This window comes from Cytobacillus gottheilii (genome assembly GCF_900166665.1).
In the GTDB taxonomy this organism is placed as follows: Bacteria; Bacillota; Bacilli; order Bacillales; family Cytobacillaceae; genus Cytobacillus; species Cytobacillus gottheilii_A.
This window is the reverse complement of the sequence record NZ_LT800494.1, coordinates 1,981,144-2,006,371: the sequence shown is the minus strand read 5'-3', so window position 1 is coordinate 2,006,371 and position 25,228 is coordinate 1,981,144. Positions and strand designations below refer to the sequence as shown.

The following is a 25,228-nucleotide window of genomic DNA, read 5'->3' as shown; positions in this document are numbered from 1 at the left end:
CCTTATTTTAAGCTGTCTATAAACACAAAAGTGAGCGGGGCTTTATCTTTTAACTGTGCTCGATATTCTTCATTCACATAGAACATTGCAAAACTTTCAGCAAAGTATTCTTCAGGATAATTCAAAAAATAATCTATTCCAGGAAATAAAATGCCTTTTTCTTTATTCCAAACATCTAGAAAATGATGACTAAAGCGAATGCCATTATACACATGACGATCAATTGAATGGGCCAGTTCATGCAATTCTAAATTAACTGAACCATGTCCATTGCCCTTCTCACTTGACCCGATTTTTACTAGTACAGTCCTGCTCCCCCCAATTCCAGGAACTTCATCCCACGTTTTATTACTTGTATAGCCGCGAGGAATAATGCCTTGTAAATGCGAAGCTGTGGGGTTATCTGTCAGTTTTCCTGAGAAAAGCTTGATATGGATATTTTCCTTATATATTTTATTCAATAAAGAAGAAGGAATCCTGTCTACTCTTGAAATCATGGCAGCAGCTTCCACCTCGTCAAAAGGATCTTCAGGCAGTATAAATATATCGCCAATTTCAAGAGGAGATACCAGATTTAAGTTCACTTTCAGGAATGAACTGGCCGGGTAATCTTTTAATAGGATGCCGTCCATTTTTGCTTGGGAATTTCCCATTAATGTTAATGAAGCAAAAAATATGATTGAAAAAATAGTAAGCTTCTTCATGTATGTAGTCCCTTCTGCTTATTTCGGAAGTCACTCATAAGGGATACATCCGCAAGCCAAATAGTTAGAATATACTAAAATTATAGCATAGGATTCTATTAAATTGAGGAAAATCAAGGGTGGGAATTAATGCTAATCAACAAGGCATATCAACATAAAAAACAGGCCAAGAATGTGAGAGCCCACACCCTTGACCTGTTCAAACATGTATTTTTAATCTATTAAGAATAAGTTCTTACTACATCTGCTAATCCGGAAGCAGTTGTTCCTGTACCTACAGCAGCAAATTTCCAGTCAGTGCCGTGGCGATAAATCTCACCTACAACTAGGCTTGTTTTACCGCTATAATCATCCGTTAAGTTAAAGTGAATCATTTCCTGATTATTTGCAGAGTTAACAATGCGGATAAACGCGTTTTGAATCATGCCGAAATGCTGTTTGCGTTTTACACAATCATAGATATTTACCACAAATACAAGCTTTTGAATAGTAGATGGCACTCTTGTTAAATCGATGAGGACTTGCTCATCATCTCCATCTCCATCTCCTGTCAAGTTATCTCCTGTATGCTGAACACTGCCATCCTTGCTTTTTAGATTCCCAAAATAGATGACATCATTATTGCTTTTAATCTTATCATTATCACCTAACATAATAACAGAAGCATCACAGTCGATATTTGCGCTGCCGCCTCCGCCAAATAATGATCCTAGTAAACCGCCGCCTCCGCGATTCTGAACAGGATCCCAGCCGAGACCAACAAGAATTTTAGATAAACCTGGATTCCCCTTTGTTAAATCTACACGTTGTCCTTTTTGTAAATTAATCGCCATGATTTCTCCACCTCATCATTGTTTATATTAGTTCATTATGCAGAAGCTTTCATATACAGCTTCATTTTTATTTAAGGCCGCAAAACTGATGGGCCACTGTTACCCCTGATGTTTTATCTTTTTAAAGTTGTCCTGAAGCTGTTCAAGCTTCTTCGTTCCTTCTTCGCGAAGGCGCTTGTTTTCTTCCTCAATGGATTTGGTTTCCTGCATACCTTTGATAATAATGTTCCATGATTCCTCAATAGTTTCGATTTTAATACTTGGCCCTCCAGCTAGTCGCGCTATATCAGCACTTTGAGTAGAGATATTTTGTGCATTACGAACAAGCATTTCATTCGTTCTGCGGTCAAGCTCGCTCATAGAATCAGCAACAAGTTTTTGTCTTTTAGCGGCAACAGCTTGAATTAACCCATTTTTAAAAATCGGAATGGTCGTAACAAAAGCTGAATTGATTTTTCCGATTAATTTCGTATTACCGCGCTGCAATAGGCGAATTTGTGGAGCAGTTTGTAAGGCTACCATTTTGGCCATCTCAAGATCATAAACTCTTTGGTCAAGCAGTTCTACTGCGTTTCTTAATGTATCCAATTGCATGGAGGCCATTTGATCTCCAGCGGTAGCGCGGCTTTCCAGCTGTGGAAGCTGGTTCTGTTTAAGTTCTTCTGACTTCATTGCGCCAGCAACAGCATACTTTTCTAAAGTGAGATAATATTGGTAGTTCTGTTCATACATTTCATCAAGTGTTGTGGTGGATTGCACCATTTCATTTTGATATTTGGAGATTTCCACATAAATTTTATCAATTTCCTGACCCATTGTCTGGTATTTCCCAAACAGCTTTTCTACAAGCTTTTCTCCTCTTTTAAACAGCTTTCCGAAAATGCCGCCAGAGGTCTTTTCGAAGTCCTTTTTGTCAAACTTGTCCATTACTTTGCCAAGCTGCTTTAACAGCTCTCCTGAATCCTCTACCTTTGTTGTCCGCATATTTCCTAGAATTTGGTCAGAGAAACGAGAAATTTGTTCTGCCGGTTCCTTACCAAATTCAAGAATCTGAATTTGATCTCGTTCATCAATTGTACGCACTAGGTTTTGAACATCAGGGTCTTGCCTTAAGGCTAATTTAATTTCGGAAGCATTTGCTTCTGTCAGTTTGTCTTCTTGGTTTGTTTTAACAAGATCTGTAGGCATAGAATTCATCTTTATCCTGCTCCTTTATAGCTTTTTGAACAATTTAGAAATGGTGCTCTTAATAATAGATGGCTCCTTAAACTCTTGTTCAAACACCACATCCTCCAGCCAATGTACATCGTACAGACGTTCGTCAATGAAATTTTCAATATCATTATGTCCAGGAGGATTGTAGATGACAATATCAATTCCAAATTGGTTCAGCAGCAGCAGTAAAGCTGCATCCGTTCGAACAAGAAAACCATTTACCTCATTATTATATAGTACTACCTTCGGAACATCTTGAGAATAATCAAATTTTTGAAAAAGCTTTAACATGCTCGGCGGTATTTGCATGCTTTGTGCAAACAAATAGGTTTTTATATCTTCCTCTGATTCATGCGCCTGTGGCTTCAAGGCTGGTACAGTACAAATATTGCGAATGGCTGTCGCGATCCCCGTCTGCAGCCCGGCAGGCAAATGAGCATATTTCCAATAATGGGCTGCCATCATTTTTTCCGGATCAAGCAGACCTGAAGCATCTAAAGCGTTACGATAGTGATAGCGAAAATCATTGTTAATGCTATTCGTAAATGGAAATCTTTTAATGAGAAGTGTATGATCAAGGGACGTAAAATGCTGAAGCCGATCCCAATATTCCTTTCGGTTTCTGCTTACTCCTTGCACCTTTGCAAAAATGGAAGGAATACTCACTGTGCCATCCTTAACCTCAAAATTCGGTCGGATCATCGCTTTTTCCTTCATTAATAAATAGAGCTCATCATACGTAGTCTTAAGCGTGACTGATACAGGTGTGTACTCGCGAAGCTGCCAAGGCTTATAAAAGCCTGAACCCTCATGATTCAGAATGCTCTCAATCTCTCTTGATGCCCGGTAAGCTACTGTAGCACTCCTTCTCCTTTTTTCAGTCGGAAAAGACGCTGGTTCTTTTTCATTTGCATATGTTTCTATTAAAGCAGCTGAAAGCTCGCTTGCCAGCGGAGCAAGCGGATCCTTGCCAGCCGGATTGTATAAAACAATGTCACACCCAAGCTTTATCATAAAGTATATAAAATAGTAGTGACTTTTTGCTGTTTCGCCATACCAAAGGATTTTCGGCATACTTACTTCCGGATTTACTTGAATAAGCTGGCTTTCAAGATGATTAAAAGACCATTTGACCAAGTCTACAAGTACTCGTCTTAACTCTGGATTTTTCAACCCATCTTTTTCAGTTGCAGTAAAATGCTTAAGCACTTCAATCATTGCCTCACGAATTTTCCGATGAACGGCACCGTTCTCAGATTTAATTAAAAGCTGTTCACCATCTAAAAAGGCAACAAACCGGTTGACTGATAAATTTTGCTCGTTATTTATATTGAGGATTTTTTGAATGGATTGAAAATGATTGTTATCAATTGTTTTATCCAGATGTTCCTCACTAAGTAAGATAAAACGAATATTTTGTTCGTTTACAAGTGAGAAGAGTTCATTGTAATATTCATCTTCGTCCATCTTAACACCCAATATCCGAACAATTACCTGACCAAATTGCAGGTGGCCATTGTTCAAATCATAAGATGGCCTGTTATTTGACTGTCTCTTTAATGTCTCTAACCAGTTCTCAGCCGTAACAGATGTGATTAATGGTTGTATTTGGCTATATTCGTTATTCATAACTGAACCTTCCCCTCTCCAGAGCGAAAGAAGTAAAATGATTTAAATATGTATAACTCCATCATATCATATATAATCTTTTATTCTAAATGATTACGTATATATACGAAGTTTCTAAGAAAAAGTTTCATTTTTATAGGCTGTTTTCGTAAACATTGTTGCTGTGAACTTAAATGAGTAGTAGTTGATTTCAACTCCAGGCGCTCGCTTTCCGCGGGTGGGCACTGAGCCTCCTCGTCACTTGCGCTCCTGCGGGGTCTCACCTGTCCCACTTCTCCCGCAGGAGTCTCGCACCTTTTGCTCCAATCAACTAGTCTTTTATCAAATAGAAAACTTATCCAAGATAACAAACTTTTAGAAAAGAGCCTTTTTATATGTATTAAAAACTGCTCTACGGATATAGAACAGCAGAATTACCCACTATTTTCACCCTTTGCCTATGTTCCGCATATGATTTGGTAAATAAGCAAGAAAAAGGTGAAGAGACATGAGGTTGTTTTTTGATCCCAAAAAATACACTCGAAACATCCAGCAAATCGATATTGAAATTCTAGACAAAGTATTAAGTTCTGGATATTTTGTATTCCTTGATTTAATCTTTTGGTCATTTCTTTTAACCATGCTGACTTTCGAAGTACATGCTTCTATTTTTATTGGATTCATAATCTTTGTGAGTTCATATGTGTTTGGGATAATTCTCTATAACTTGTTAAATTTATGGCTGAAGGAGCAGCCAGGGGATTAGATTGGGATATTAACTGTTTTATTTACAGAATCCAGTATCTCTTCCCCAGCCCATACTCCTTTGTTTTGAGTAATTTTGCAAACAATCTTCTTAATTTCCGGTCGCTGCATTAACTCCCCATGATTTGGAACGAACGCTTCTTGACAATATCGCAAAAAATCGTAGTCTAAAATTGAATCACCGGCGCCAATCATTCTATCAACCATTTCACGCTCTTTAATAAATTGCAAAGCCTCTCCTTTACAAATCGGATTCGGCATAAAATACAACTTTTTACCCTGAAGAGAAATTCTCCACCCATGCTCTAAAGCAAATCTGCTTATTTCTTCTAAATTCATTTGATCCGTTACTGTATCCAGAATATAGTAGAAAAACAAGTTCTCTGCTTTTTTCAAATTCCCTTGTATGGATAAGCGAGATACATTTTCAATCATATCCTGGTATAATGTGCAATCTTGACCAAGGCGCCTCTTCAGGACTTCTTTCCATTCCAGCAGTTCCTGCCCTTTGTAATGAATATTAGCTCCATTTGCTGTCACAGCATAATTGATTTGAATATCTTCTGAGAATATAAAAATTCTCTTGTATTGTTCATACGTTCTTGTCGTAACTGGAACAAACATTAGTGATGCTGCTAATTCCTTTAACATAGCAAAAGAACGACCTGTCATAAACGCAACATCACTTTCATCTTTTCTTTCCACTGGAACAAGATCTGAAAGATTATCCTGAGAAAAAGATTGCAAAGCACGTTTTGAATAAATTAATGTACGATCTAAATCAGACGCAAACAGATTCATCATTATTGTTCAACCTTCTTAATTAATCCACAGCAAGTGTAATCCATGTCACGATATTCAACCATTTCTACGCCTCTTTCTTCTGCTAGCATTTTTATATGGCGAATAAACGGGCTGTTTTGATCTTTCACAAGTATTTTCCATGGAACACGTCTTAATAATACACGTGTGGTTTCGCCAACACCTGGTTTAACAAAATGAGAGGAATCAATCCCAAATTGATCTTGAATGCGTTTCACACTGGCCATTCCGCTAAATGTTACTGCAGGGTGCTGCTCCATTATTTTGGAAGCTTTTTCATACGCTTCATAAAATATATGGTCATACTGTGCAGTGATTACAGATATATAGTCATTTGATACATCTGCACTGCTTAATTCATCATAATATTTCGCTCCGTGGAAATCCTCTGGCCCAATATAATGGTCATTAAGGACCGTTCTGCTGACTAGGCCTGATACGGTCGAATTAAGACAAGCACTTGGAATTAAAAAGTCCTCTCTTGTTCCATATAAAGTTGTACAGTGACCTGGATCAGCTATAACTGCTAATGTATCATCCAATGCTATGCCATATTTGTCTTGAAATTGCTGGCAGGACTTTGTCAGTTCAATGGAGATTGCGCCTTTTCCTGTCCATCCGTCTACAAACTGAATTTCCTTGTCCGGATGAGTTTTGAGTATATAATGCAAAGCATTTTCATCAATTCCTCTGTCACGAATAATTGAAATACTGTAATGCGGAATATTTAATTGGTATTTTTCTTTTAAATACCTTTTCATAAGGATTCCGACAGGTGTACCCGCTCTTGCAAGGGATACTAGCACAACATCTTTTCCCTTTTTCATATAAACCTGTTCAGTCACAACACCAGTACTTAGAGCCACTTTTCGCTTGTATGTTTCAAGTGTTTCTAGGAATAGGTTCATATAGGTATCTGGCGGCTGATATTCAATGGGCAAACTTTCGCTATAGTGCTGTCCAGATTGTATATTTTTTTCACGCTGCTCAGCAGGTCCTTCGAGCTTGTAATTACTTAAGTCTTTAAGTAAGAATATAACATCATCAGAATCATAAGAACCGAATTTCCGTTCTTCTTTTACATACTTCATCTGTCTTCCTCCCCGTTTAAATATACGACTTTTATATCTGGCACAGCTGAGCTCAACAGTTCAAGAAACGGAATGAGCTGCTGTTTAGAGACTTCCCTTTCAAAAAGCAAAAAGATATCATCGTAATTTCCTGGTGCTATGTTATAGACATAATTCATAATGCTTTGGTTCTGAGGGTTTGGAAACTTAAAAGCATTTTTTGCTCCATATCCTTCTTTTTCGCATGGGAAAATTGGACTGCGAGTTGTACTGTGATAATAAACACCGTCCCCCATGTACGAAGCAATTTTCATCGGCAGATACATAAATTCGCCTGTGCCGAGCACTAATGATCTGCGTCCTGTGCGCTGTGATTCCAAATAAGCACCAATTTCCCGAAATGCAGGAAAATTGGATTTATTGCTTTGAGCTGATAAACCAAACCTTCCAGTTGCCTCCAGGTAAGAAGGGGAGTTCCTTACTGCCAAGGAAGAGTGAGAAATAGATTTAAGCTGATTAGGAAGGATGCTTTGTATATTAATAAAATGGTAATTTCCTTCTACTCTTTCTGATTCATATATCGTAGAATCATCGTCCAGATTTGCGCTGCCATTCACATTTATTGTTCCGCTCATTAAACTAACGCAATGGATGCTGATATTCAGCTCTTTTTCCAGCAGTTCAAACTCTTTTTTATGCTCTGCAGTCCGCCAATCCAAAATAGATACAACCGTATACTGGGTACGAGGGAATTGCTGATGAATTGATTTAATAATATTTATGGCTGTTTTACCAGTTGTAATCTCATCATCAACAAGTATGATTTCTCTGTTATTGTCGATCATATCCTTTTCAATATAACTTCGATGTGAGGTAGCATGGGAATGCTCTTCTTCAAAATTAATAACCGATTCTTTATCTGCGATTTGTTCTCGTGTTGTGTGAAAATAATCACCTTCCGTAAACGCATTAAAAAAAGCATGTCCAAGTGCAGTTGCCGTTTCCGCAAAGCCAATAATGACGGGATTCCACTTGCTGCTGACAAATGCATCCTCATCGTAATGCTGCAATGGATTTAAAAAGGCAGATAAAAGAGTATCCGTTTTGCCTGACGCTTCACCTTTAACTTCAAATAAGAAACGGTCAGCAAGTAAAGCACCGCACACTAACCCAGTGGATGGATTGATGGGGATATGCTTCCCCAACACCTTACTGACAAATAAAAAGGAACGTTTTTTATTAATTCTGGCGGCCATCTCAAATAAAACTTCCGGTTTAAGAGAGTATGGATTATTTGTGATTGTAATATCAATATTTAACTGATTCAGAATGTTTTGCGTGTATGGTTGACTCAAGAATGTCGATGTATGTGTAGTCCTCATGCAGCACCCCGTATATTAGTGATTTTTTAATCGTTTTCTCTGCCCAATAATAGTGAGGTTTTATTTCGTTCATTTTGTTGCTATATGAACTTTTTAAAACTCCTATTTGACCATCTGTCTGTTCTAAGATCATCTTGGCATCTAAATATTCTTCGCAGGAAACGGTATTTAGTGCTTGGACCGCTTTAATATGTGTAGGATGAATAATGGTTTTTCCAATAATGCCATTGGATATATCCATTAAGACCTCTCTTATCAATCCATCCATTTGCTGATCAATTAAATCTGTTCTTAGTTCTAATCCTTTTTGACCATAACGCTGGCGAAATGGTGTTTGCCTTAATTGTGGCTTGAGCCTGCGTTCTTTTGAGGAAAAATGCTCCCACACAGGTCCAGATACTAAGTATGGAGAATCTGACCGTGAAAAAATGTTCAAAATATCTGTTATGCAGTCTCTCATAACCGCTATATCGTATATAGTTGTATCTGTATTTCGGCGGATCCCGAATAAACCGCAAAAATCAGTAGCCCCAATCCTGACATTTAATACATATTCTTCAAACTCGTCCAGAACAGCTTTAATTTTAAGAAGCTCGTCCATTCTGGTCTCTTTATAAATGATTTCTCTAGTTTCAAGAATTGGCATGACATACAGTTTAAAATTCTCTCTTTGATGAAGCATTTGAATTTCATTAATAATTTCTGTTCCATTTACCGGATTAAATTTCGGAATAACGATACCAGTCAGCAAACTGAGCGCTTGCTCAGCCTGATTGATAAGCCGAAGAAGCTGTTCATAGCTCCGTATACGAATAAAAAGCAGTGGCAGATCACCTTCTTGAATAAACCCTTTTTTCATATCTTCCTGCAGTCTTAATAGTTCTTCAACAACAAGTTGCTCGGCTCTTTCAACTTCCCAATCACCGATTGCATCTTCTAAACAAATAACCATTGAAGTCAGACCTGAATGCTTTTTAGACAGCAAATCCTGATGTATGTTTGGTCTTGTAGCAGGCATATAAAGAGTTGCACCTAAAGCATATGCCAGCTGATCCTTATCGGACCGCTTATTAAAATCGACAGGCTGCTTATAAAAAATTTTAGCTAGCTCCTCATCGTGTAAATCAGAAAATAACCGCATATACTCAACTCCCTTATAGAAAAGTGGAAGCGCCTTGCTCAGCCCCGACAAGCATAAGACAAGTTGGCCAAAAGGTTGTTCTTTAACCTAATGGACAGATTGGCTTATGACCTCGAGGGGCTAGGCGCTGGAACTAGACAACTCAGAAAAGTGGAAGCGCCTTGCTCAGCCCCGACAAGCATAAGACGAGCCAGACGGAAGGTCGTTCTTTGACCTTTTGACTGGATTGGCTTAAGACCTCGAGTCCCTAGCGCCTGGAACTAGACAACTTTGAAAAGTGGAAGGCGCTCAATAATGGTAATCATTGTATTTTTATTAAACAAATAATCTTCTACACAATTAAATTAGCAGCTTGACATCAAAAAATAGATAAAAAGAAAGGGAGCGGACAAATGTCTGATCCCTTTTATACTCTAGTTGATTATAAACCTTCTTTAGCTGCTTCTTTTTTCTTATTTCTAAAGTGAATAACAAATGTAATGGCAAATACTAAAACAAGAACCATAAAGAAGTAAATATGATCAATATGAACACCAGCTGCACTTAAAAGCATTTTCGCTGAAATGAGCAAGATCAATACATATGCACTTGTTTCAACCTCAGGAACTGCATCAATCAGTTTCAGGAATACTCCTGCAACTCCACGCATCATAATGATCCCAAGCATACCGCCGAGTAGTAATACCCAAATCTCTTGACTCACACCAAGAGCTGCTAGAATACTATCAATTGAGAATGCAATATCCATTAACTCAACGGAGATAACTGTACCCCAGAAAGTACCAAATAATCGAATTAAAAGTCCACGCTGGTTAATGCCTTCAAGTGCTTCGTCGTCCCCAGCTTCTTGTGCTTTCTTCTTATCTATAAAATACTTAATTGCTAGCCATGCAAGATAAGCTGCACCAAGAACCTTAATCCACCAGAACTCAATAAGGAATACCCCTACACCAATCGCAAGAAAACGGAAAAAGTATGCTCCAAGAAGACCATAAAATAATGCTTTTCTACGCTGTTCACCTGGTAGATGTTTAACCATAACAGCTAGCACAAGAGCATTATCAGCTGAAAGGAGACCTTCTAGAATAACCAATGTACCAATTAATAACCAGTTTTCTGGTTGTGATAACGCTTCTACCCACATGCTCCAATTGAATAATTGGGAATAGGTATGTAAAATCCCATCGATAATTTCCATTAATTTCATTTCCCCCTGAATGTTAATGATGAATAACTCATTAGAAAGGCTCGGGCTATGCCGAGCCTTTTCCTTTTTTTATCTTAATTTCTTTTATCCAATCTGTAAACCGAAATCTTTTGCCAATGCAGCTAAACCGCCTTGATACCCGCTGCCGTTTGCACTGAACTTCCATTCGCCATTATGGCGGTATAATTCACCTACAACAACTGCTGTTTCAATAGAGAAGTCTTCTCCTAAGTCATAACGAATTAGCTCTTCGCCTAAATCTTCACTTACGATGCGGACATATGAATTTGATACCTGTCCGAAATTTTGGTTTCTAGATTCGCCATCGTGAATTGTGATGGTAAATGAAATTTTTGAGACATTTTGCGGAACAGCCGATAAATCTACTTTTACTTGCTCATCGTCTCCATCACCTTCACCAGTACGGTTGTCTCCTGTATGTATAACGGATCCGTTTCCGCCAGTTGTATTGTTGTAAAAAACAAAATCGCTATCAGAAGCTACCTTGCCGTTGTCAGCTAATAAAAATACCGATGAATCAAGGTCAAAGTCATGACCTCCATCGTATTTATTAACATCCCATCCTAATCCAACAATCACTTTAGATAAACCAGGATTGTTTTTTGTTAAATCTACCTTTTGCCCTTTTGATAAGCTAACAGCCATATTAGTTAAACCTCCATTTTTTTGTTTTCTCATTTCATACGTACAACGTACAATGATAGTTTCAAAACCCCTCTATATTTTTTCATAAATTAGGTTTTTTTTCAATTTTTAACTCATCCACTTTGGGGGTGTATTTTTATCCCAATAGATGGCTCCTAATTCATGATGCTTTTGAAAACCATCATGATACGTATGATAATGAAAATTAAACCAATATCCCTGCTGTGGGGGATGATCTCTTCTGACATGAAAACGGATTATGTCCTCCTTTGTTTCTTCATTAAAAATATGAAAAATCTTTTCAGAACTGCCGCCAGTTGGAGATTCAGAAATAGTTAATTTTTTCAAACTATCTTTTGGATAGTGCTCAGCAATTTCAGCTATAGCTGCTTCAATATTCGGCAAAATACAAACATTAAATTCATCCTCAATCACAGGTTTAATTTTTGTTCCGAATTTTTCATACGAATGTAATTCAGCTTCTTTAACCATTTGCTTTATAAAATCCTCCTTTCCATCTGCCAAAGGGATCTCATTTTCATCCTGTGTATACGTCTCATCACTATGAAGAAATTCGATGTGATCCTTTTTAGCAGTACGATCCTGATATGAATTATCATATAGCAACGCGGCTTGTGCAGGAGTAACGACCCCAAATGTAAAAAGAGTAACAAGAATGATAAATGAATTACGAAGCCATTTTGACATGCTTGAATCCCCCTAAGCTTTTACTGAAAGTATTCCGCTGTTTTTAATTTGCTGAACCGCTTTTATTAGAACGTTTTCTGGCTGCACCATTGCAATTCTGACATACCCTTCTCCATGCTCACCGAACGCACTACCAGGTGTTACAACAACATGTGCCCGTTCAAGCAGTTCAAAGGCAAATTCAAGAGATGTATTCCCCTTTGGAATTTCAGCCCAGATAAACATGGAACCTTCCGGAGGGTCTATATGCCAGCCAATATCAGCAAAGCTGGATAATAGAAGATCCCTTCTATTGCGCAGGCTGCTTCTCATGTCCTTTAAAAAGTCAGAATGATCGAGAAGTGCCTTAGCAGCGGCCATTTGGAATGGATGAAAAACGCCATAATCCAGATTTGATTTTAAACTGCTGAGCAGGCCAATTACTTGCTCATTTCCAGCTGCATAGGCAACACGGCAGCCTGCCATACTGAAGCTTTTAGAAAGTGAGTTCATTTCAATTCCTACTTCCATACCGCCTTCAACCGATAGTAAACTTATCGGTTTTTTTTCAAAATACAGCTCAGAATAAGCAAAATCATGAAGCAGAACAATGTCATATTTCTTTGCAAATGCTATAGCTTCTTTAAAAAACCCTTCGGTCGCCATCACAGGGACCGGGTTGCCAGGATAACTAATGATCATTAATTTGGCCTTTTGACATACATCTTCCGGCACTAATGATAGATCGGGCAAGAAGCCATTTTCCTTTTTTAATGGCATTGGATATTTTATGGCCCCAGCTAAATTACAGCCAGCTTCATAGGCTGTGTAACCTGGATCAGGCACAAGCACATAATCTCCTGGGTCACAAAGAACAAGGGGTAAGTGTACAAGACCATCCTGTGATCCCATTAGCAAAGCAACTTGCGTATCTTCATTCATTCGCACACCATAATTCACAAGGTAATTCTCTGTTACTACCTTGTGGAATTCAACCGTTCCTTTTAGAGTATATTGATACATCATCGGATCGTTTGCTAAATCGGAAATCATACGAGTGACAAATAAAGGTGGTGGGGTATCAGGGCTGCCTATGCTAAGATCGATCATATCCACACCTTCAGAAAGTTTTGAATTTTTACGTTTTAAAAGTTCTGAGAATATGCTTTGCTGAAAATAGTTCATACGCTGTGATTTATTTATATTCATCATTCTGTTCCTCACTAACATCAAATCTATAAACTGGAACTTCCTTTTCTATGTATCTCTATTTTCAATTCAAATATAATTTATACTATTTTATCATAATAATAGGGGTTATAGATTAAAAAAACATTCTAAATTTGCGATAATTTTAAAATTTCATTAATAAAAATGATTATAGCCATACTATGAAGGGAATAATGAATGAACAAAACGGAAAGTGAAAAGGAGGGCTACATATGGATATGTCTGTTGTGCTTATTGGTGTTACTTTTATTATGATTGCTTATTTTATTTACCTTGCGATCGCGGATTAATACATGGACTCAAAAATGGGCTGCTGCAATTATCCTACATTTTTAAGTGAAAAAGGATTGTTCTCGGAAAACACTCCCGAGACAATCCTTTATTTGTATATACCTTTTTTTATTTTGATTCCATAATGAAATTTTGCACTATTTCTTTTTATTACTTCAAAGTCGAATTTTAGAAATTTCTCGCTTCGAAAATGATCCTTTAAAACCACACGCTGTTTTGCAACTCTTAGTGCTTCATTTATGAGCTCTTCTGTAAACGGTTCGTAGACAGCAAAATTCTTTAAAGTCTTAATGCCTTCTGAAGCATCAATACTTTCCTCAAACATGGGATCAAAATATACACAATCGTAGCGGTTATCAGGGAGAGTTCGCAAAATATGTAAAGCATATCCCTGCTTTACAGTTATTCTTTTCATCGCGTCATCCATCTCGGCAACACCTGATCGCCAGGTTAATAACCCATTTCTCACAATGTAAGCCAGATAAGGGTTCCCCTCAATCCCCATCACTTCACCAGATGAACCAACCGCATAGCTTGCCATAATGCTGTCACCTGCTAATCCCAAGGTACAATCTAAAAATGAGTTTCCTTCCGACAGATTACAAGCATGCAGAAATGGGTCATGTTCATCTCTAAGAATTCTTTTCATTCTGAACATGGCTGAGTTAGGATGGAAAAAGAACGGTTCTGGATCTGCTTGACGGTATAATTCCAGTCTCTCTTTCCCCACTACAATACAATCACTATTTTCCTGTTCTTGTATCCTCAGAATTGATCTTTTTCTTCTGGGAACAAATTGAACCCCCAACTCTTCTGCTGTTTGCTTAGCATGATGGATATTCTTTTCATTTGGTCTTCCGCAAGTTGTTACCAACAAAATTCTTCACCTACTTGTTATAGTAAGAGAAAAAGGATGTCATCAAGGGACATCCTTTTTCAATACGTTTACAGTTTTGCTTCAAATGCAGTTAGGAGATTTTCCATAATGGTTTCCATTGCATGGTCTTCAATATCATGACGGTGAATAAAATGAACTACTTCTCCGCCTTTGATCAATGCCATTGATGGAGACGATGGTGGAATCTCACCAAAAAATTCTCTCATTTGAGCTGTAGCTTCTTTATCCTGTCCAGCAAATACAGTCACTAAACGATCTGGTTTTTTTTCTGCGTTCATAACTGCTTGCGTAGCAGCTGGTCTTGCAAGCCCTGCTGCACATCCGCATACAGAATTCACAACTACTAATGCTGATTCATTAGTTTGACTCATAAATTCATTGACATCTTCTGCCGTTGACAGTTCTTCAAATCCTGCTCTGACTAATTCTTCACGCATCGGTTTTACCATTTGCTTCATATATTCTTCATAGGCCATTGACATATTTGTAATGCCTCCTTCTTAGAATTGCAATTCATTTTACTATATAATCAATTTAATGTGAAATTTGGTGAATGAGACCAGACAATGCTTCTTAAGATCTTGTTTTAAGATTTTCTTGACTCTGTCATCTGCTTCCAAACAGACCCTTTAGCTTCTTCGCCCATTTCGATTCTCTCAATGGCCAGCTTGATCTGCAGACTCACTTCAAATTCAGGGTCGTTTTCTGCATCCTTCAAAGCCGGCAGCGCTTGTTCATCGCCTACTTCATATAAAAACATAGCGGCACGCCAGCGGACAAGTTTGCTGCTGTCTTTTAACGCTTCTATCATAGCAGTTGCTGCTTCTTCAAACCCTAAATCGGAGAGACAATCTCCTGCTGTTCTTCTGACCGTAACCGTTTTATCGTTTAAGGCTTTATATAGAAGAGGAAGTACCTGCTGATCTTCAATCATGCCCAAATATACGGTTGCCAATCTGCGGATAGATGCTTTTTCGTCTGTTAATGCCTTTTCAAGTACAGGCAAGTCATTTAATTCAGGATCGTCCATTTGCTCCAGCTTTTGATAGCGTACACGCCAATCTGAATCATTTAAATCCTCCAGTGTAACCTTGCCTTTTTCCTTCTGCTTTAGCTGTTCCTGCTGTTCAGGATTATTGGCGATTTCCACTAGTACATCTAATCTTTTCTGAGGATAAGCGGCTAAAAGCTCTTCTACTACTTCTTTTCCAATTGCGTCCAATTCACCATATCTAACGCCTAACTCTTTCCACTTCCGTACTACTACAACATTATCATCTGGACTTTGTGCTTGTCCAACAGCCTGAACAAATGCTTCTGGCAAACCATATCTCTTTTCTTCTGTCCCATTTGTTAATTTCACTTGCATTGGAATGCCTTTATAAACTTGCACTAATGCGTTGATCTCACCGTAATGCTCATCGATACGCTGCTCATTTTGATTTGCTTCTGTTTCTTCTCCAAAACACGCTCTAACCTGCTGAAGAAGCTCCTGCCAGTCAAACTTCGCATTTCGTTCAACTGCTAAAAAGTCAGCAACATGATATACCCCTTTGATTCCCTGTATCTCCAGGATTTGCTTAATCACATGGGGAGCACCTTCACTATGATCCTTTTTGTAATTATGGCTTTTACCCATTGGCAGTTCTTCATGAAGTATGACTTTCATTGTATTCGGACTCGGTGTTGGTTCAATCGCTTTTATCTTCAAAAGTATCACCCTTTATCACTTGATCTGCATGTAGACTTATTTTATCACAGCAAATCTTCTGAGTTCATACAGAATGCTTACGTTCATTTATTGATCGGCTATCTCAGACAAATAACTCCATCGTTCAATAAAATATTCAAGCTGCTGATTTAAGTCATCACTTTCCTGTGTTAAAGACTGGGCTTTTTCAAAATCACTGCCCGTCTTAGCAAGTTCTGCTGCTATTTCTTCTAAACGAGCTTCCGCGGCCTCAATTTTGCCGTCAATTTCTTCCCATTCTTTTGTTTCCTTGAATGTCATCTTCTTTTTCTTTGGCTTTTCCTGTTGTTGTTTTGGTTTTTCTGAATCTGATTTTTCTTTTACAGGCTGTTTTTGATTTTCTCTTTCTAAGTAATCGCTATAATTTCCGTAGATAGATTCAATGACACCATTGCCTCGAAGAACGATAAGCTGTTCTGCCACTTTATCAAGAAAATATCGATCATGGGAAACAGTAATGACCACTCCTGAAAAATCATCGAGATAATCCTCTAGCACCGTTAATGTTTGAGTGTCCAAGTTATTGGTAGGCTCATCTAGCAAAAGGACATTTGGTTCTGACATCAGGATCTTTAATAAATACAGCCTTCTTTTTTCACCGCCAGAGAGCTTTCGAATTGGCGTACCATGTGAATATGGAGGGAAAAGGAAGCGCTCAAGCATCTGTGCAGCAGAGATTGTTTTGCCGTCAGATGTTTCAACAACCTGAGCTGTTTCCTTTAGATATTCGATCATGCGTTTATTTTCGTCCATATCTTCACTTTCTTGCGTGTAATAGGCAATTTTTACGGTTTGCCCTACCTGAACTTCTCCCGTATCAGGTGCGATATTTCCGGCAAGCATATTCAGGAAAGTTGATTTTCCAGTTCCATTTCTGCCGATGATGCCAATTCGGTCACCAGGTTTAATAAGAAGATCATAATGATTCATAATCGTCTTTTCACCGTATGTTTTGGTCACATTTTTAAACTCAAATACTTGTTTTCCAAGCCTGCTTCCCAGCAGCGACATATCGAGCTTGTCATTTGCTCTTACAGAGGAAAGCTCGTCGTCAAGCTTATCAAATCGCTGGATTCTGGCTTTCTGTTTAGTTGTTCGTGCTTTTGCACCTCGTCTAATCCATTCAAGCTCACGGCGATACAAATTTTTCTGCTTTTCAATGACTGCCTGCTCATTTTCCTCACGCAAAGCCTTAGCTTCTAAAAAGGCTGCATAATTGCCTTTATAGCCATATAATTTACCGCCCTCTAACTCAAACATCCGATTGGTTACAGCGTCTAAGAAGTAACGGTCATGCGTAACAATTAATAAGGCTCCCTGGTATTTGCTTAAGTAATCTTCCAGCCATTTAACAGACTCATAATCCAGGTGGTTTGTCGGCTCATCTAGAATAAGCAAATCAGGTGATTGAATTAAGACCTGTGCGAGCGCAACTCGTTTTTTCAACCCGCCTGAAAGCTCTCCAACTGCCTTATTAAAATTTTCTATTCCAAGTTTTGTTAAAATAGTTTTGGCATTTGTACTCGTTTCCCAGGCATTCAAAGCATCCATTTGCTTCTGCTGCTGAAACAGTCTATCCTGAACGTTCTGATCTTCTGGATTTTCATTTAACTTCAGCAGTGTCTCTTCATATTCTCTTAACAGCTTCAAAACAGGTGCATCTCCCGCAAAGACTTGCTCCAAAACAGATAAATTAGGATTTAAATCTGGTTCCTGAGACAAATAAGCAATTGAATAATCTTTTGGCGCTGTTATATGACCAGAATCAGGCAAGTCAACACCTGCAACAATCTTTAAAAGTGAGGATTTCCCTGTACCATTTACTCCGATCAATCCTGCTCGATCTTTTTCAGCAATTGTAAAATCAATGCCGCTGAACAAGTCTTTTTCACCATATGATTTATATATATTTTCAAGAGAAATCATTTTCATAAGAACCATTCCATTCATTAAAAAATTGCTGTAAAAAAGTCTCCATAAAATGATGGCGTTCATTCGCTATTTTTATGGCTGCTGGTGTATTTAACCCTTCTTTTAGCTTTAAAAGCTTTTCGTAAAAATGGTTAATGGAAGAGGATTTTCCTTGCCGGTATTCCTCCACAGTCATTTTATTTCTAACGGTTAAAGCAGGATCATAAATTGGCTGATTTTTAGATCCCCCATATGCAAAGGTTCTTGCTATTCCTAAAGCACCCAAAGCATCCAGCCGATCTGCATCTTGTACAATCTTTGACTCTATAGTCAAAGGACGCTGATTATTTCCGCCTTTATAAGAAATGCCTGCAATGACATTGATAATCTCTTCTGAGATCTCAGAAGGCAAAGAAAGTTCTTGTAAAAAGCTGTTCAGCTTTTTTTCTCCTGCTTCTTTTGATTTGTTCAGTTTTTCATCTGCCACGTCATGCAGAAGCGCAGACATTTCTATTATAAACAAATCTCCAAGGTTTTCTTGTTTATGTATATATTTTGCCGTATCTCGTACTCTGTTTACATGATACCAATCATGCCCCGTGCAGTCTTCCTGCATGACTTGCTGCACAAAAAGCTCCGTTTTTTTTATGCTCTCTCTTTGATCCACACTTGTGCCCCTCCTCATCCTGCTATAATACATATTATCATATAAATAAAAGAAGCCTAACTATGTGAAAAGCAAAAAAGCCGAACCTTTAGACAGCGTATTATTGAAAGCTGCTAATTGCTCGGTTTCAGATATATGGTTGTCATCATAAATATTTTAGCCTCTATACGTTTATTGCTTGTTAAACCAGCTAATTCCAAGTGTGTCCTCGCCTGCATGAAGTCCAACTGCAGCTCCTAACGGGTAACAGTTCAGCACTAGACCGGGAATCTCCATTTCGATTGTCCTTTTCCATTCTTCTGCTATTTCCCTGTGCAATCCATAAAGTATAAATGCTTCTTTCAGTTCATGCTGTTCATATGCTGCCTTTAAATAATTCATCATTTTTTCTTGTGCTTTTTTCTTACTTCTCAACTTTTCTTTCGTGTTTAATTGACCCTGTTCCAGCGAGATGATTGGGGTAATTTGAAGCACGCTCCCTAGGAAAAATTGCAGGCCATTCATCCGTCCACTTCTATGAAGCTGTTCCAAGCTTCCTATTAAAACATATAATTCATTCTCGTGTTTTAATGATTCCAGTTTTGTTGTAATCTGCTCTGGCTGCAATTCTTGCTCAGCAAGCTGCATTCCTTTTTTCACCAACCACGTAAGCGGATATGATATCAGCCCAGAATCAATTGTGTAAACAGGAATCTTCACAAGTTCTGCCGCCTGTTTACAGGAAGAAACGGTCCCGCTCAATTTTTCAGAGAGATGTACAGCAATGATGGCATCATATGTCTCCCCCAGCTTTTCAAACAACTGCTGAAACGTTCCGATAGAAGGCTGAGAGGTTTTAGGTACTGCTTTTATACTTTTTAACGTTTCATAAAGAGCTGCCGGTGTAAGGTCCACTCCATCAATATATTCTTGCTCGTCCAACAGGATCGTAATTGGAACAATATACACATCCGGATGGTTTTGCATTACGTCATCCATTGCAGCTGTACTGTCTGTTACCCACGCAATTTTCATTTCGATCTTCTGCCCCCTTTTTCCATAATATATGTACAATCATTTAAATAAAGACCGTCAGTGATTGACGGCCTTACTTCTTATTCTTTTAGAAATGGTTTTATCTTTGGAAAAAGCTTTACAGCTGTATTATAAAATACATCTTCATGATATTCTTCCGGTATTAAATCTTTGATAAATTGGATATATGGACCAACCGGAGCAAGCGGCCAATCAGTTCCAAATAACAGCTTATCATAGGAATCAGCGAACACAAGAGCATGTCTTAAATGATCTAAGAAACGGCCTTCGCTTCTTTTTTTCAGTTCCTCTTCAGTACCAACAATTATCCCAGATAAGTCGGCATATACATTCGAATTTTTATAAATGATTTCTGCACCAGTGATCGTCCATGGATCTCCAAAATGAGCCATCATAAACTGCACATTTCGGTGCTTTACAGCTACTTCATCAATTGCAAGCGGATGAGAATATTTTAATAGCCCTCGCTCTGAATATGTGTCGCCTGTATGAAACACGACCGGTACTCCATACTTTTCTGCAAGCTTATATACCGGTTCATATACCTCATCATATGCATAAAAAGGATAATAACCAAGATAGATTTTAATCCCAACCACTCTTGGATGCTGCAGTTCCTGCTCAAGTCTGCCTAAAGCAGCTTCATCCAAATCAAATGGATTTATTCCTGCACAATATACGATCTGTTCCGGCAAAGCATCTCCTAAATCCAAGCCCATTGGCGTTACAGCCTCATGGTCAGGGAAACCCATTTTATCTGTCTCCGTTAGCCCCATAGCGATGCTTAACACAACGTTCGCTTTTTTATATTCATTTATATAGCCATCATAAGAATAATCCACTTTAGAGATCTCAGCGGCAGTATGATGAAAAGATTTTACATCCGAAAAATGTATATGTGCGTCAATGATTTTCATATGTACTCCTTTAACTTTAAAATGTTTGCTTTTATTATAGTAACTGAACGTTCTAATTAATACCATAACATATGGCTTTTGAAAGAAGAGGTGGGACAAAAAGAAAAAAATATATCTAACACATGAAAGTTCAATGTCATGGTTTAGGTATTTAAAGAAGCCCGTTCCATTGCGCTGCGGACCCTCGCTTTCCGTGGGGAGGAAGCTGAGCCTCCTCGAAGCAAAGTTCTGCGGGGTCTCACCTTTTCCTCTATTGCCCACAGGAGTCGAAGGTCCTCCGCTCCATTTCACTCATGTTTGAAAGATATATTATAAAAATAATAACTAGTAAACCGAATGATTATATTAAGTTGTTTACTAATCATTTAGATTTATCACAATGCTGAATACTTATGTCCCACATTCTTTTTATAGCCTTTTTCACGTATTACATGCTTTATTTATTAAATAACCATCTTTTAAGGGACAGAATTGATATTAACTATTAAAAAATGAAATTCCTCGCAGCTTTTCAAAACTATTTGCTGAAAGAGGACGGTGATCGAATATCATAAACATTGGCGCAGTTACCGCGGCTGCTTTTTGTGATGAGGTTAATTCAGCAACTTCCTTATTTAAATAAGCTTCTGCTGCACTCTGTTCTTCTGCTGTTAGTACATATAATGCTTCTTCCCGGCCATTCGAGCTTATACTGCTGCCATCATGCATAAAGATCGACATCTCTTCCATACCAGCTTTAAATATCTGCTGTTTGACATCAGGCAAATGCACAGCAAGATCAGTCAATTGATCCCCTGTTAAAAAGACATCTGTATTCCAGGTTTCTCCTGCGATTGATTTCCCATTCTGATCATTAATCCGCACAAAATGAGCAACTGCCGGCACACCAGGAAGCAATGCAAAATATTGTGTGAACTGAAAATTCCCCCACGTATCATGCTGCTCAAATGCCGTTCGTATCGCCAAAGATCTCCATTTATTACCATACGAATCAGTCAGATCCACAAATTTGGCATCACTTTTAGCTTGCTGCAGAGAAAATAGGCTAACATTTGAAGGAATGGTTTTATATCCTCCCGCCCACGGATTCCACCAGCCTTTTGCGATTAAATCCGGATAAGAGCTGTGCAGCCACTGCTTTCCATTCATCTTAAGCGAATAAATGCCAGCATAGAAATCTGGCGATGCTTTCAATTCAATGAATTCATTGTGAAGAACGTAGGTGTCATACGGTTCACCTTTTTCGATTGATGAGTGGACACTCCCACCTGCTGCAAAGATCAGCTCTTCAAAGCTAATTTCTTCATGATCACTAAGCAGACTTCCTTTTACGATTTGAATGCCTATATGATCCTTAAGGTGAAGTGTAGAGCCGACCTCTGTTTTCTCATCTTGCTCAGTCAGCTTTTCTACTAAAACAAGCGTATCGTTCACATGCATATTCCATTTGCCGTTCAGGTAATTATTTCTGGCAGTTTTTAAGACGATGTCTGCTTTGCCAAGAGTAACAACTGGATTGCCCTTATTTATGGTAATATCTTTTTCGAATAGTAAAGTTTGCTGGTTGTTCACTTTCTTTTTCAGGGCGAAATCACGCTGCTCCTTCCAGGAATGAAATGTACCCATTGCCAGAAAAATAGCTGGCAATTCGACCTGTTCACCTGGGACAAGCTTTTCTATATGGAACTCCAGCTGCATTTGCCACCCTTCTGGATTCGCCTTCCAGTCGTCAGCCCAAGAAAGGCCAATTGGCATCTCTTCATGCTCACAAAAATACCAATTTTCCTGCAGATCTCCTTTATGAAGATCACCATATTCCAGCTCTCTTACTCTCGAAAACTTCGTAATTCCCCTTTTTAGCGGGAAGATGGCGTTTTCAAGGTCATGATAATTTGCTTGCTGAAGGAATAAATGATGATATATCTCAGAATGGCTGTTTTTTATTTCAGCCCATCTCTTTACGATACCTTCACCAAATAAGGATGTATAGACAGCCAGCTGTATTCCAGCAAAATCTTCAGAAACAAATGTCATTTTCAAGGTAATACTCGCCTCATCCTGAATCCATTCAAGAGAGATGGGTTTTTGCTTTGAAAATTCAAAAGAATATGGCTTTCCAAGCTTTGGAATAAAAAAAGCAAAAGGCTGGTCAATTAATTCATCTCTTCCAGCGGCAGTCGAATAATTTTGCTTGCTTATTTTCACTTGACTTATTCCATTATATAAATGCCAATATTTTTTAGATTCCCCGGCAAATTTCTTTCCGAAGCCTTTTAGACCGAAACCCACTTCATTATGCAGGAAGGATTGAACAGTGCCATCTTTTTTGACAACTCTTACTTTAATGTCCGGCTGGTAGAACCCATATTCTTTCATAATATAAGGAACCGTTAATAGCGCTCGTTCCTTTGGCTTTAATTCCAGCACAAATTGATTTGTTTTAAGTTCCACATGATTTTCTTCACCAATTTCAACAGTAAACGCTGCCTGTTCCGGCAAACTGTTCTCTACTTCTAATTCAAAATGAGATAACTCATTTTGAAACGCTAGATTCATAGTTGATTTTCCAGTGATTTTTGCCGGCTGTTTTGGAAATACACCAAGCGATAACAAACAGGGTTCACCGTTAATTTTCAGTTCTGCTTGAACCACCGGATGCGTTTTCCAGATATTAGGTTCCTCTCCAGCTGCAAGAACCACTGTTCCTTTTATAATTGCCTCATCGGCTACATTTACATTTGAAGATAATTGAATGGCTGAACGTTCACTTTTGATGCCTTCTGCCTGAACCTCTAAAGAGTTTCCACTTTTGTTTTTCAGATGTATCTCCACTTGTTCAGACTGCCCTTCTATGATTTCATGTGATGGCAATACAATTTCAACCGAAAAATCTTCTGTATCAATTGCAGAAATCCCTCTACCTGTTCTCTCAAAAGTTACACGCACGTTTTTACCATTACTATTCCATACATATTCATAAAAAGAAAATCCGTTTCTCTTAACTCCATCCGGCTTCACTTCTATTACTCTCGTACTCGCTTCATACCAATCTGTTTCTGCGAAGTATGGCTTTAAAACCGGTATTTTAAGTACGGAAGGAATAAAGTTCATTAAATGTGTAGTATCATCCCGATCTTCCCAAAAAAACCCGCATTTTTTATAAAGTGGAACTGCCTTCAAATTTCCCGGCCATGTAAATAAGTCGACCCGGGGATAATCTAATTCTATCGTTTTATCAATGGCTTTCATTAATAGCATTTTACCGATTTTTTTGCCATGATAATCTGGACGTACATTTAAAAGAGGTATATAAAGAGCACCGGTATCTTCCCTGTATTTAGAGAGTCCGCAATATCCAACAACCTCATTCTGGTCCATCGCTATATAAAGTGTAATATTGCCGGAGTTTTCTTCTTTTGTTTTGACATCTTCCGCAGTTGTAACTCTTGAATCTCCGCCCCAGCTATCTCTGCTCAGATTCCACATTTTCGCTACTTGGGCAGCATGCTCTTCTCTATATTCGGTAATCACAATCTCATTTGTTTTCACGTTCATTCTCTTATCCTCCTAAGCTAGGTGACTTCTTGTCTTTTCTCCTCATTTTCCGATTTTTGAACAGATGAAATATTCATCAGCTTCTCCTCCTTCTTAATAATAGGAATGATTTCCCTATTTCATACTAGCTGTTCACATTAAAATTGTAAACATTATTCTGATTATTACACAATTACAAACGGCTACTACATAATAAAAATATTTCCCCTAAATGCGAATAATTACAGTTTTCGTTCTGATATTAGATGAGCCCGTTCCACCTGCGCTGCGAACCCTGTTTTTTCTCGGGATCACAGAGTTGAGCCTCCTCGGAGCAAAAGCTGAGGGCACTGATTTTCTTAAGGTTTTTCGTTTTTCTTTAACCTGGTAAAATCTTATAAAGATAAAAAAGCCAATTTCTGTCTATTATTAGAAAGAAATTGGCTTTATTTTTGTCTGAATCCCTTAATTTTGGACTATGTTGTCCATTTTCTTACTTTATTAACTTTAGAATTCGTTTTATATTTACCGCAAATATGGTGGTTGCCCCTTGAATTTGCATGCCAAATAAACCCGAGGATTTCGCTGTTTCATACTCGTGTGCATGTTTTAATTCGCTATTCTTAGCCTCAATCTTATATCGATTTCGAGATAGCTCTTTAAATTTAACCGTCTTTTGAAATGCTTCCTGATCTTTATGCTCTGTCGATTTTATTGTGACAGAATAGGATTTTGTTTTCGCTCCTTTTTTATAACAGCCCTCTTGTAAGGGACAAGTGTTGCATTTATTCGTATCAAATAAATATTTAATTCTTGGATTTCGATCTTGACCTTTTCTTTCTTCAAATTTCTTTTGGATCGCCAAATGGCCAGCCTTACACACATATATTCCTGC

22 protein-coding genes are annotated in these 25,228 nt (G+C 38.2%); 1 reads left to right on the top strand and 21 read right to left on the bottom strand.

The genetic code is table 11. From position 1 onward, the window contains the following. Positions 1-2 precede the first annotated feature (2 nt). From B7E07_RS09980 to B7E07_RS09965, 4 genes are all read right to left on the bottom strand, one after another. The gene (locus tag B7E07_RS09980) at positions 3-704 is read right to left on the bottom strand and encodes an anthrax toxin lethal factor-related metalloendopeptidase (RefSeq protein ID WP_080845723.1); all 702 of its coding nucleotides are present in this window, start codon (positions 702-704) and stop codon (positions 3-5) included. A 221-nt stretch (positions 705-925) separates the two neighbouring features. Continuing rightward, complete coding sequence (locus B7E07_RS09975; RefSeq protein WP_080845722.1) at positions 926-1,537, bottom strand: TerD family protein; 612 nt, start codon at positions 1,535-1,537, stop codon at positions 926-928. A 99-nt stretch (positions 1,538-1,636) separates the two neighbouring features. Next, positions 1,637-2,734, bottom strand: a complete 1,098-nt coding sequence (locus tag B7E07_RS09970; RefSeq protein WP_080845721.1) for a toxic anion resistance protein — start codon at positions 2,732-2,734, stop codon at positions 1,637-1,639. Positions 2,735-2,749: 15 nt separating this feature from the next. Next, positions 2,750-4,381: a YceG family protein gene (locus tag B7E07_RS09965; RefSeq protein WP_080845720.1), complete on the bottom strand. Its 1,632-nt coding sequence runs from the start codon at positions 4,379-4,381 to the stop codon at positions 2,750-2,752. A gap of 487 nt (positions 4,382-4,868) precedes the next feature. On the opposite strand from B7E07_RS09965, the gene B7E07_RS09960 reads away from it, so the two are divergent. Continuing rightward, entirely contained in the window at positions 4,869-5,126 is a 258-nt protein-coding gene (locus B7E07_RS09960; protein ID WP_080845719.1) for a hypothetical protein, read from the top strand. Here B7E07_RS09960 and B7E07_RS09955 read toward each other — a convergent pair. The 17 genes from B7E07_RS09955 to B7E07_RS09875 form a co-directional block, all read right to left on the bottom strand. Then, positions 5,123-5,929: an HAD family hydrolase gene (locus B7E07_RS09955; protein WP_257391427.1), complete on the bottom strand. Its 807-nt coding sequence runs from the start codon at positions 5,927-5,929 to the stop codon at positions 5,123-5,125. The genes B7E07_RS09960 and B7E07_RS09955 overlap by 4 nt on opposite strands. Then, a complete protein-coding gene (locus B7E07_RS09950) occupies positions 5,929-7,038 on the bottom strand; it encodes a cysteine protease StiP family protein (protein WP_080845718.1) in 1,110 nt (369 codons plus the stop codon). The genes B7E07_RS09955 and B7E07_RS09950 overlap by 1 nt, the downstream gene beginning before the upstream one ends. Further along, positions 7,035-8,372 (bottom strand): phosphoribosyltransferase family protein, encoded by a 1,338-nt coding sequence (locus B7E07_RS09945; protein WP_257391426.1) that lies wholly within the window; start codon positions 8,370-8,372, stop codon positions 7,035-7,037. The genes B7E07_RS09950 and B7E07_RS09945 overlap by 4 nt, the downstream gene beginning before the upstream one ends. Continuing rightward, on the bottom strand, positions 8,326-9,540 hold the full coding sequence (locus tag B7E07_RS09940; protein ID WP_080845716.1) for an HpcH/HpaI aldolase/citrate lyase family protein: 1,215 nt from the start codon (positions 9,538-9,540) through the stop codon (positions 8,326-8,328). Before B7E07_RS09940 ends, B7E07_RS09945 begins: the two co-directional genes overlap by 47 nt. Before the next feature lie 421 nt (positions 9,541-9,961). Next, on the bottom strand, positions 9,962-10,738 hold the full coding sequence (locus B7E07_RS09935; RefSeq protein ID WP_080845715.1) for a TerC family protein: 777 nt from the start codon (positions 10,736-10,738) through the stop codon (positions 9,962-9,964). 93 nt (positions 10,739-10,831) lie between these two features. After that, positions 10,832-11,413 (bottom strand): TerD family protein, encoded by a 582-nt coding sequence (locus B7E07_RS09930; RefSeq protein WP_080845714.1) that lies wholly within the window; start codon positions 11,411-11,413, stop codon positions 10,832-10,834. Positions 11,414-11,521: 108 nt separating this feature from the next. Continuing rightward, on the bottom strand, positions 11,522-12,121 hold the full coding sequence (locus B7E07_RS09925) for a YpjP family protein (RefSeq protein WP_080845713.1): 600 nt from the start codon (positions 12,119-12,121) through the stop codon (positions 11,522-11,524). A 12-nt stretch (positions 12,122-12,133) separates the two neighbouring features. Further along, entirely contained in the window at positions 12,134-13,309 is a 1,176-nt protein-coding gene (locus tag B7E07_RS09920; protein ID WP_080849157.1) for an LL-diaminopimelate aminotransferase, read from the bottom strand. A 400-nt stretch (positions 13,310-13,709) separates the two neighbouring features. After that, complete coding sequence (locus B7E07_RS09915; protein WP_080845712.1) at positions 13,710-14,498, bottom strand: class I SAM-dependent methyltransferase; 789 nt, start codon at positions 14,496-14,498, stop codon at positions 13,710-13,712. A gap of 68 nt (positions 14,499-14,566) precedes the next feature. Continuing rightward, positions 14,567-15,001: a BrxA/BrxB family bacilliredoxin gene (locus B7E07_RS09910; RefSeq protein ID WP_080845711.1), complete on the bottom strand. Its 435-nt coding sequence runs from the start codon at positions 14,999-15,001 to the stop codon at positions 14,567-14,569. Between the two features lie 104 nt (positions 15,002-15,105). Then, entirely contained in the window at positions 15,106-16,230 is a 1,125-nt protein-coding gene (locus B7E07_RS09905) for a conserved virulence factor C family protein (RefSeq protein ID WP_080845710.1), read from the bottom strand. Between the two features lie 87 nt (positions 16,231-16,317). Next, positions 16,318-18,201, bottom strand: coding sequence for an ABC-F family ATP-binding cassette domain-containing protein (locus tag B7E07_RS09900; protein ID WP_080849156.1), 1,884 nt, complete (start codon positions 18,199-18,201; stop codon positions 16,318-16,320). Continuing rightward, positions 18,182-18,847: an HD domain-containing protein gene (locus B7E07_RS09895; protein ID WP_176215165.1), complete on the bottom strand. Its 666-nt coding sequence runs from the start codon at positions 18,845-18,847 to the stop codon at positions 18,182-18,184. The genes B7E07_RS09900 and B7E07_RS09895 overlap by 20 nt, the downstream gene beginning before the upstream one ends. 171 nt (positions 18,848-19,018) lie before the next feature. Further along, positions 19,019-19,861 (bottom strand): DegV family protein, encoded by an 843-nt coding sequence (locus B7E07_RS09890; protein ID WP_080845708.1) that lies wholly within the window; start codon positions 19,859-19,861, stop codon positions 19,019-19,021. Positions 19,862-19,941: 80 nt separating this feature from the next. Further along, positions 19,942-20,799, bottom strand: a complete 858-nt coding sequence (locus tag B7E07_RS09885; protein WP_080845707.1) for an amidohydrolase family protein — start codon at positions 20,797-20,799, stop codon at positions 19,942-19,944. 477 nt (positions 20,800-21,276) lie between these two features. Beyond that, the gene (locus tag B7E07_RS09880; RefSeq protein ID WP_080845706.1) at positions 21,277-24,354 is read right to left on the bottom strand and encodes a GNAT family N-acetyltransferase; all 3,078 of its coding nucleotides are present in this window, start codon (positions 24,352-24,354) and stop codon (positions 21,277-21,279) included. Between the two features lie 472 nt (positions 24,355-24,826). Then, positions 24,827-25,228 (bottom strand): transposase (locus B7E07_RS09875; RefSeq protein WP_176215164.1); only part of this gene is annotated, 402 nt, incomplete at its 5' end.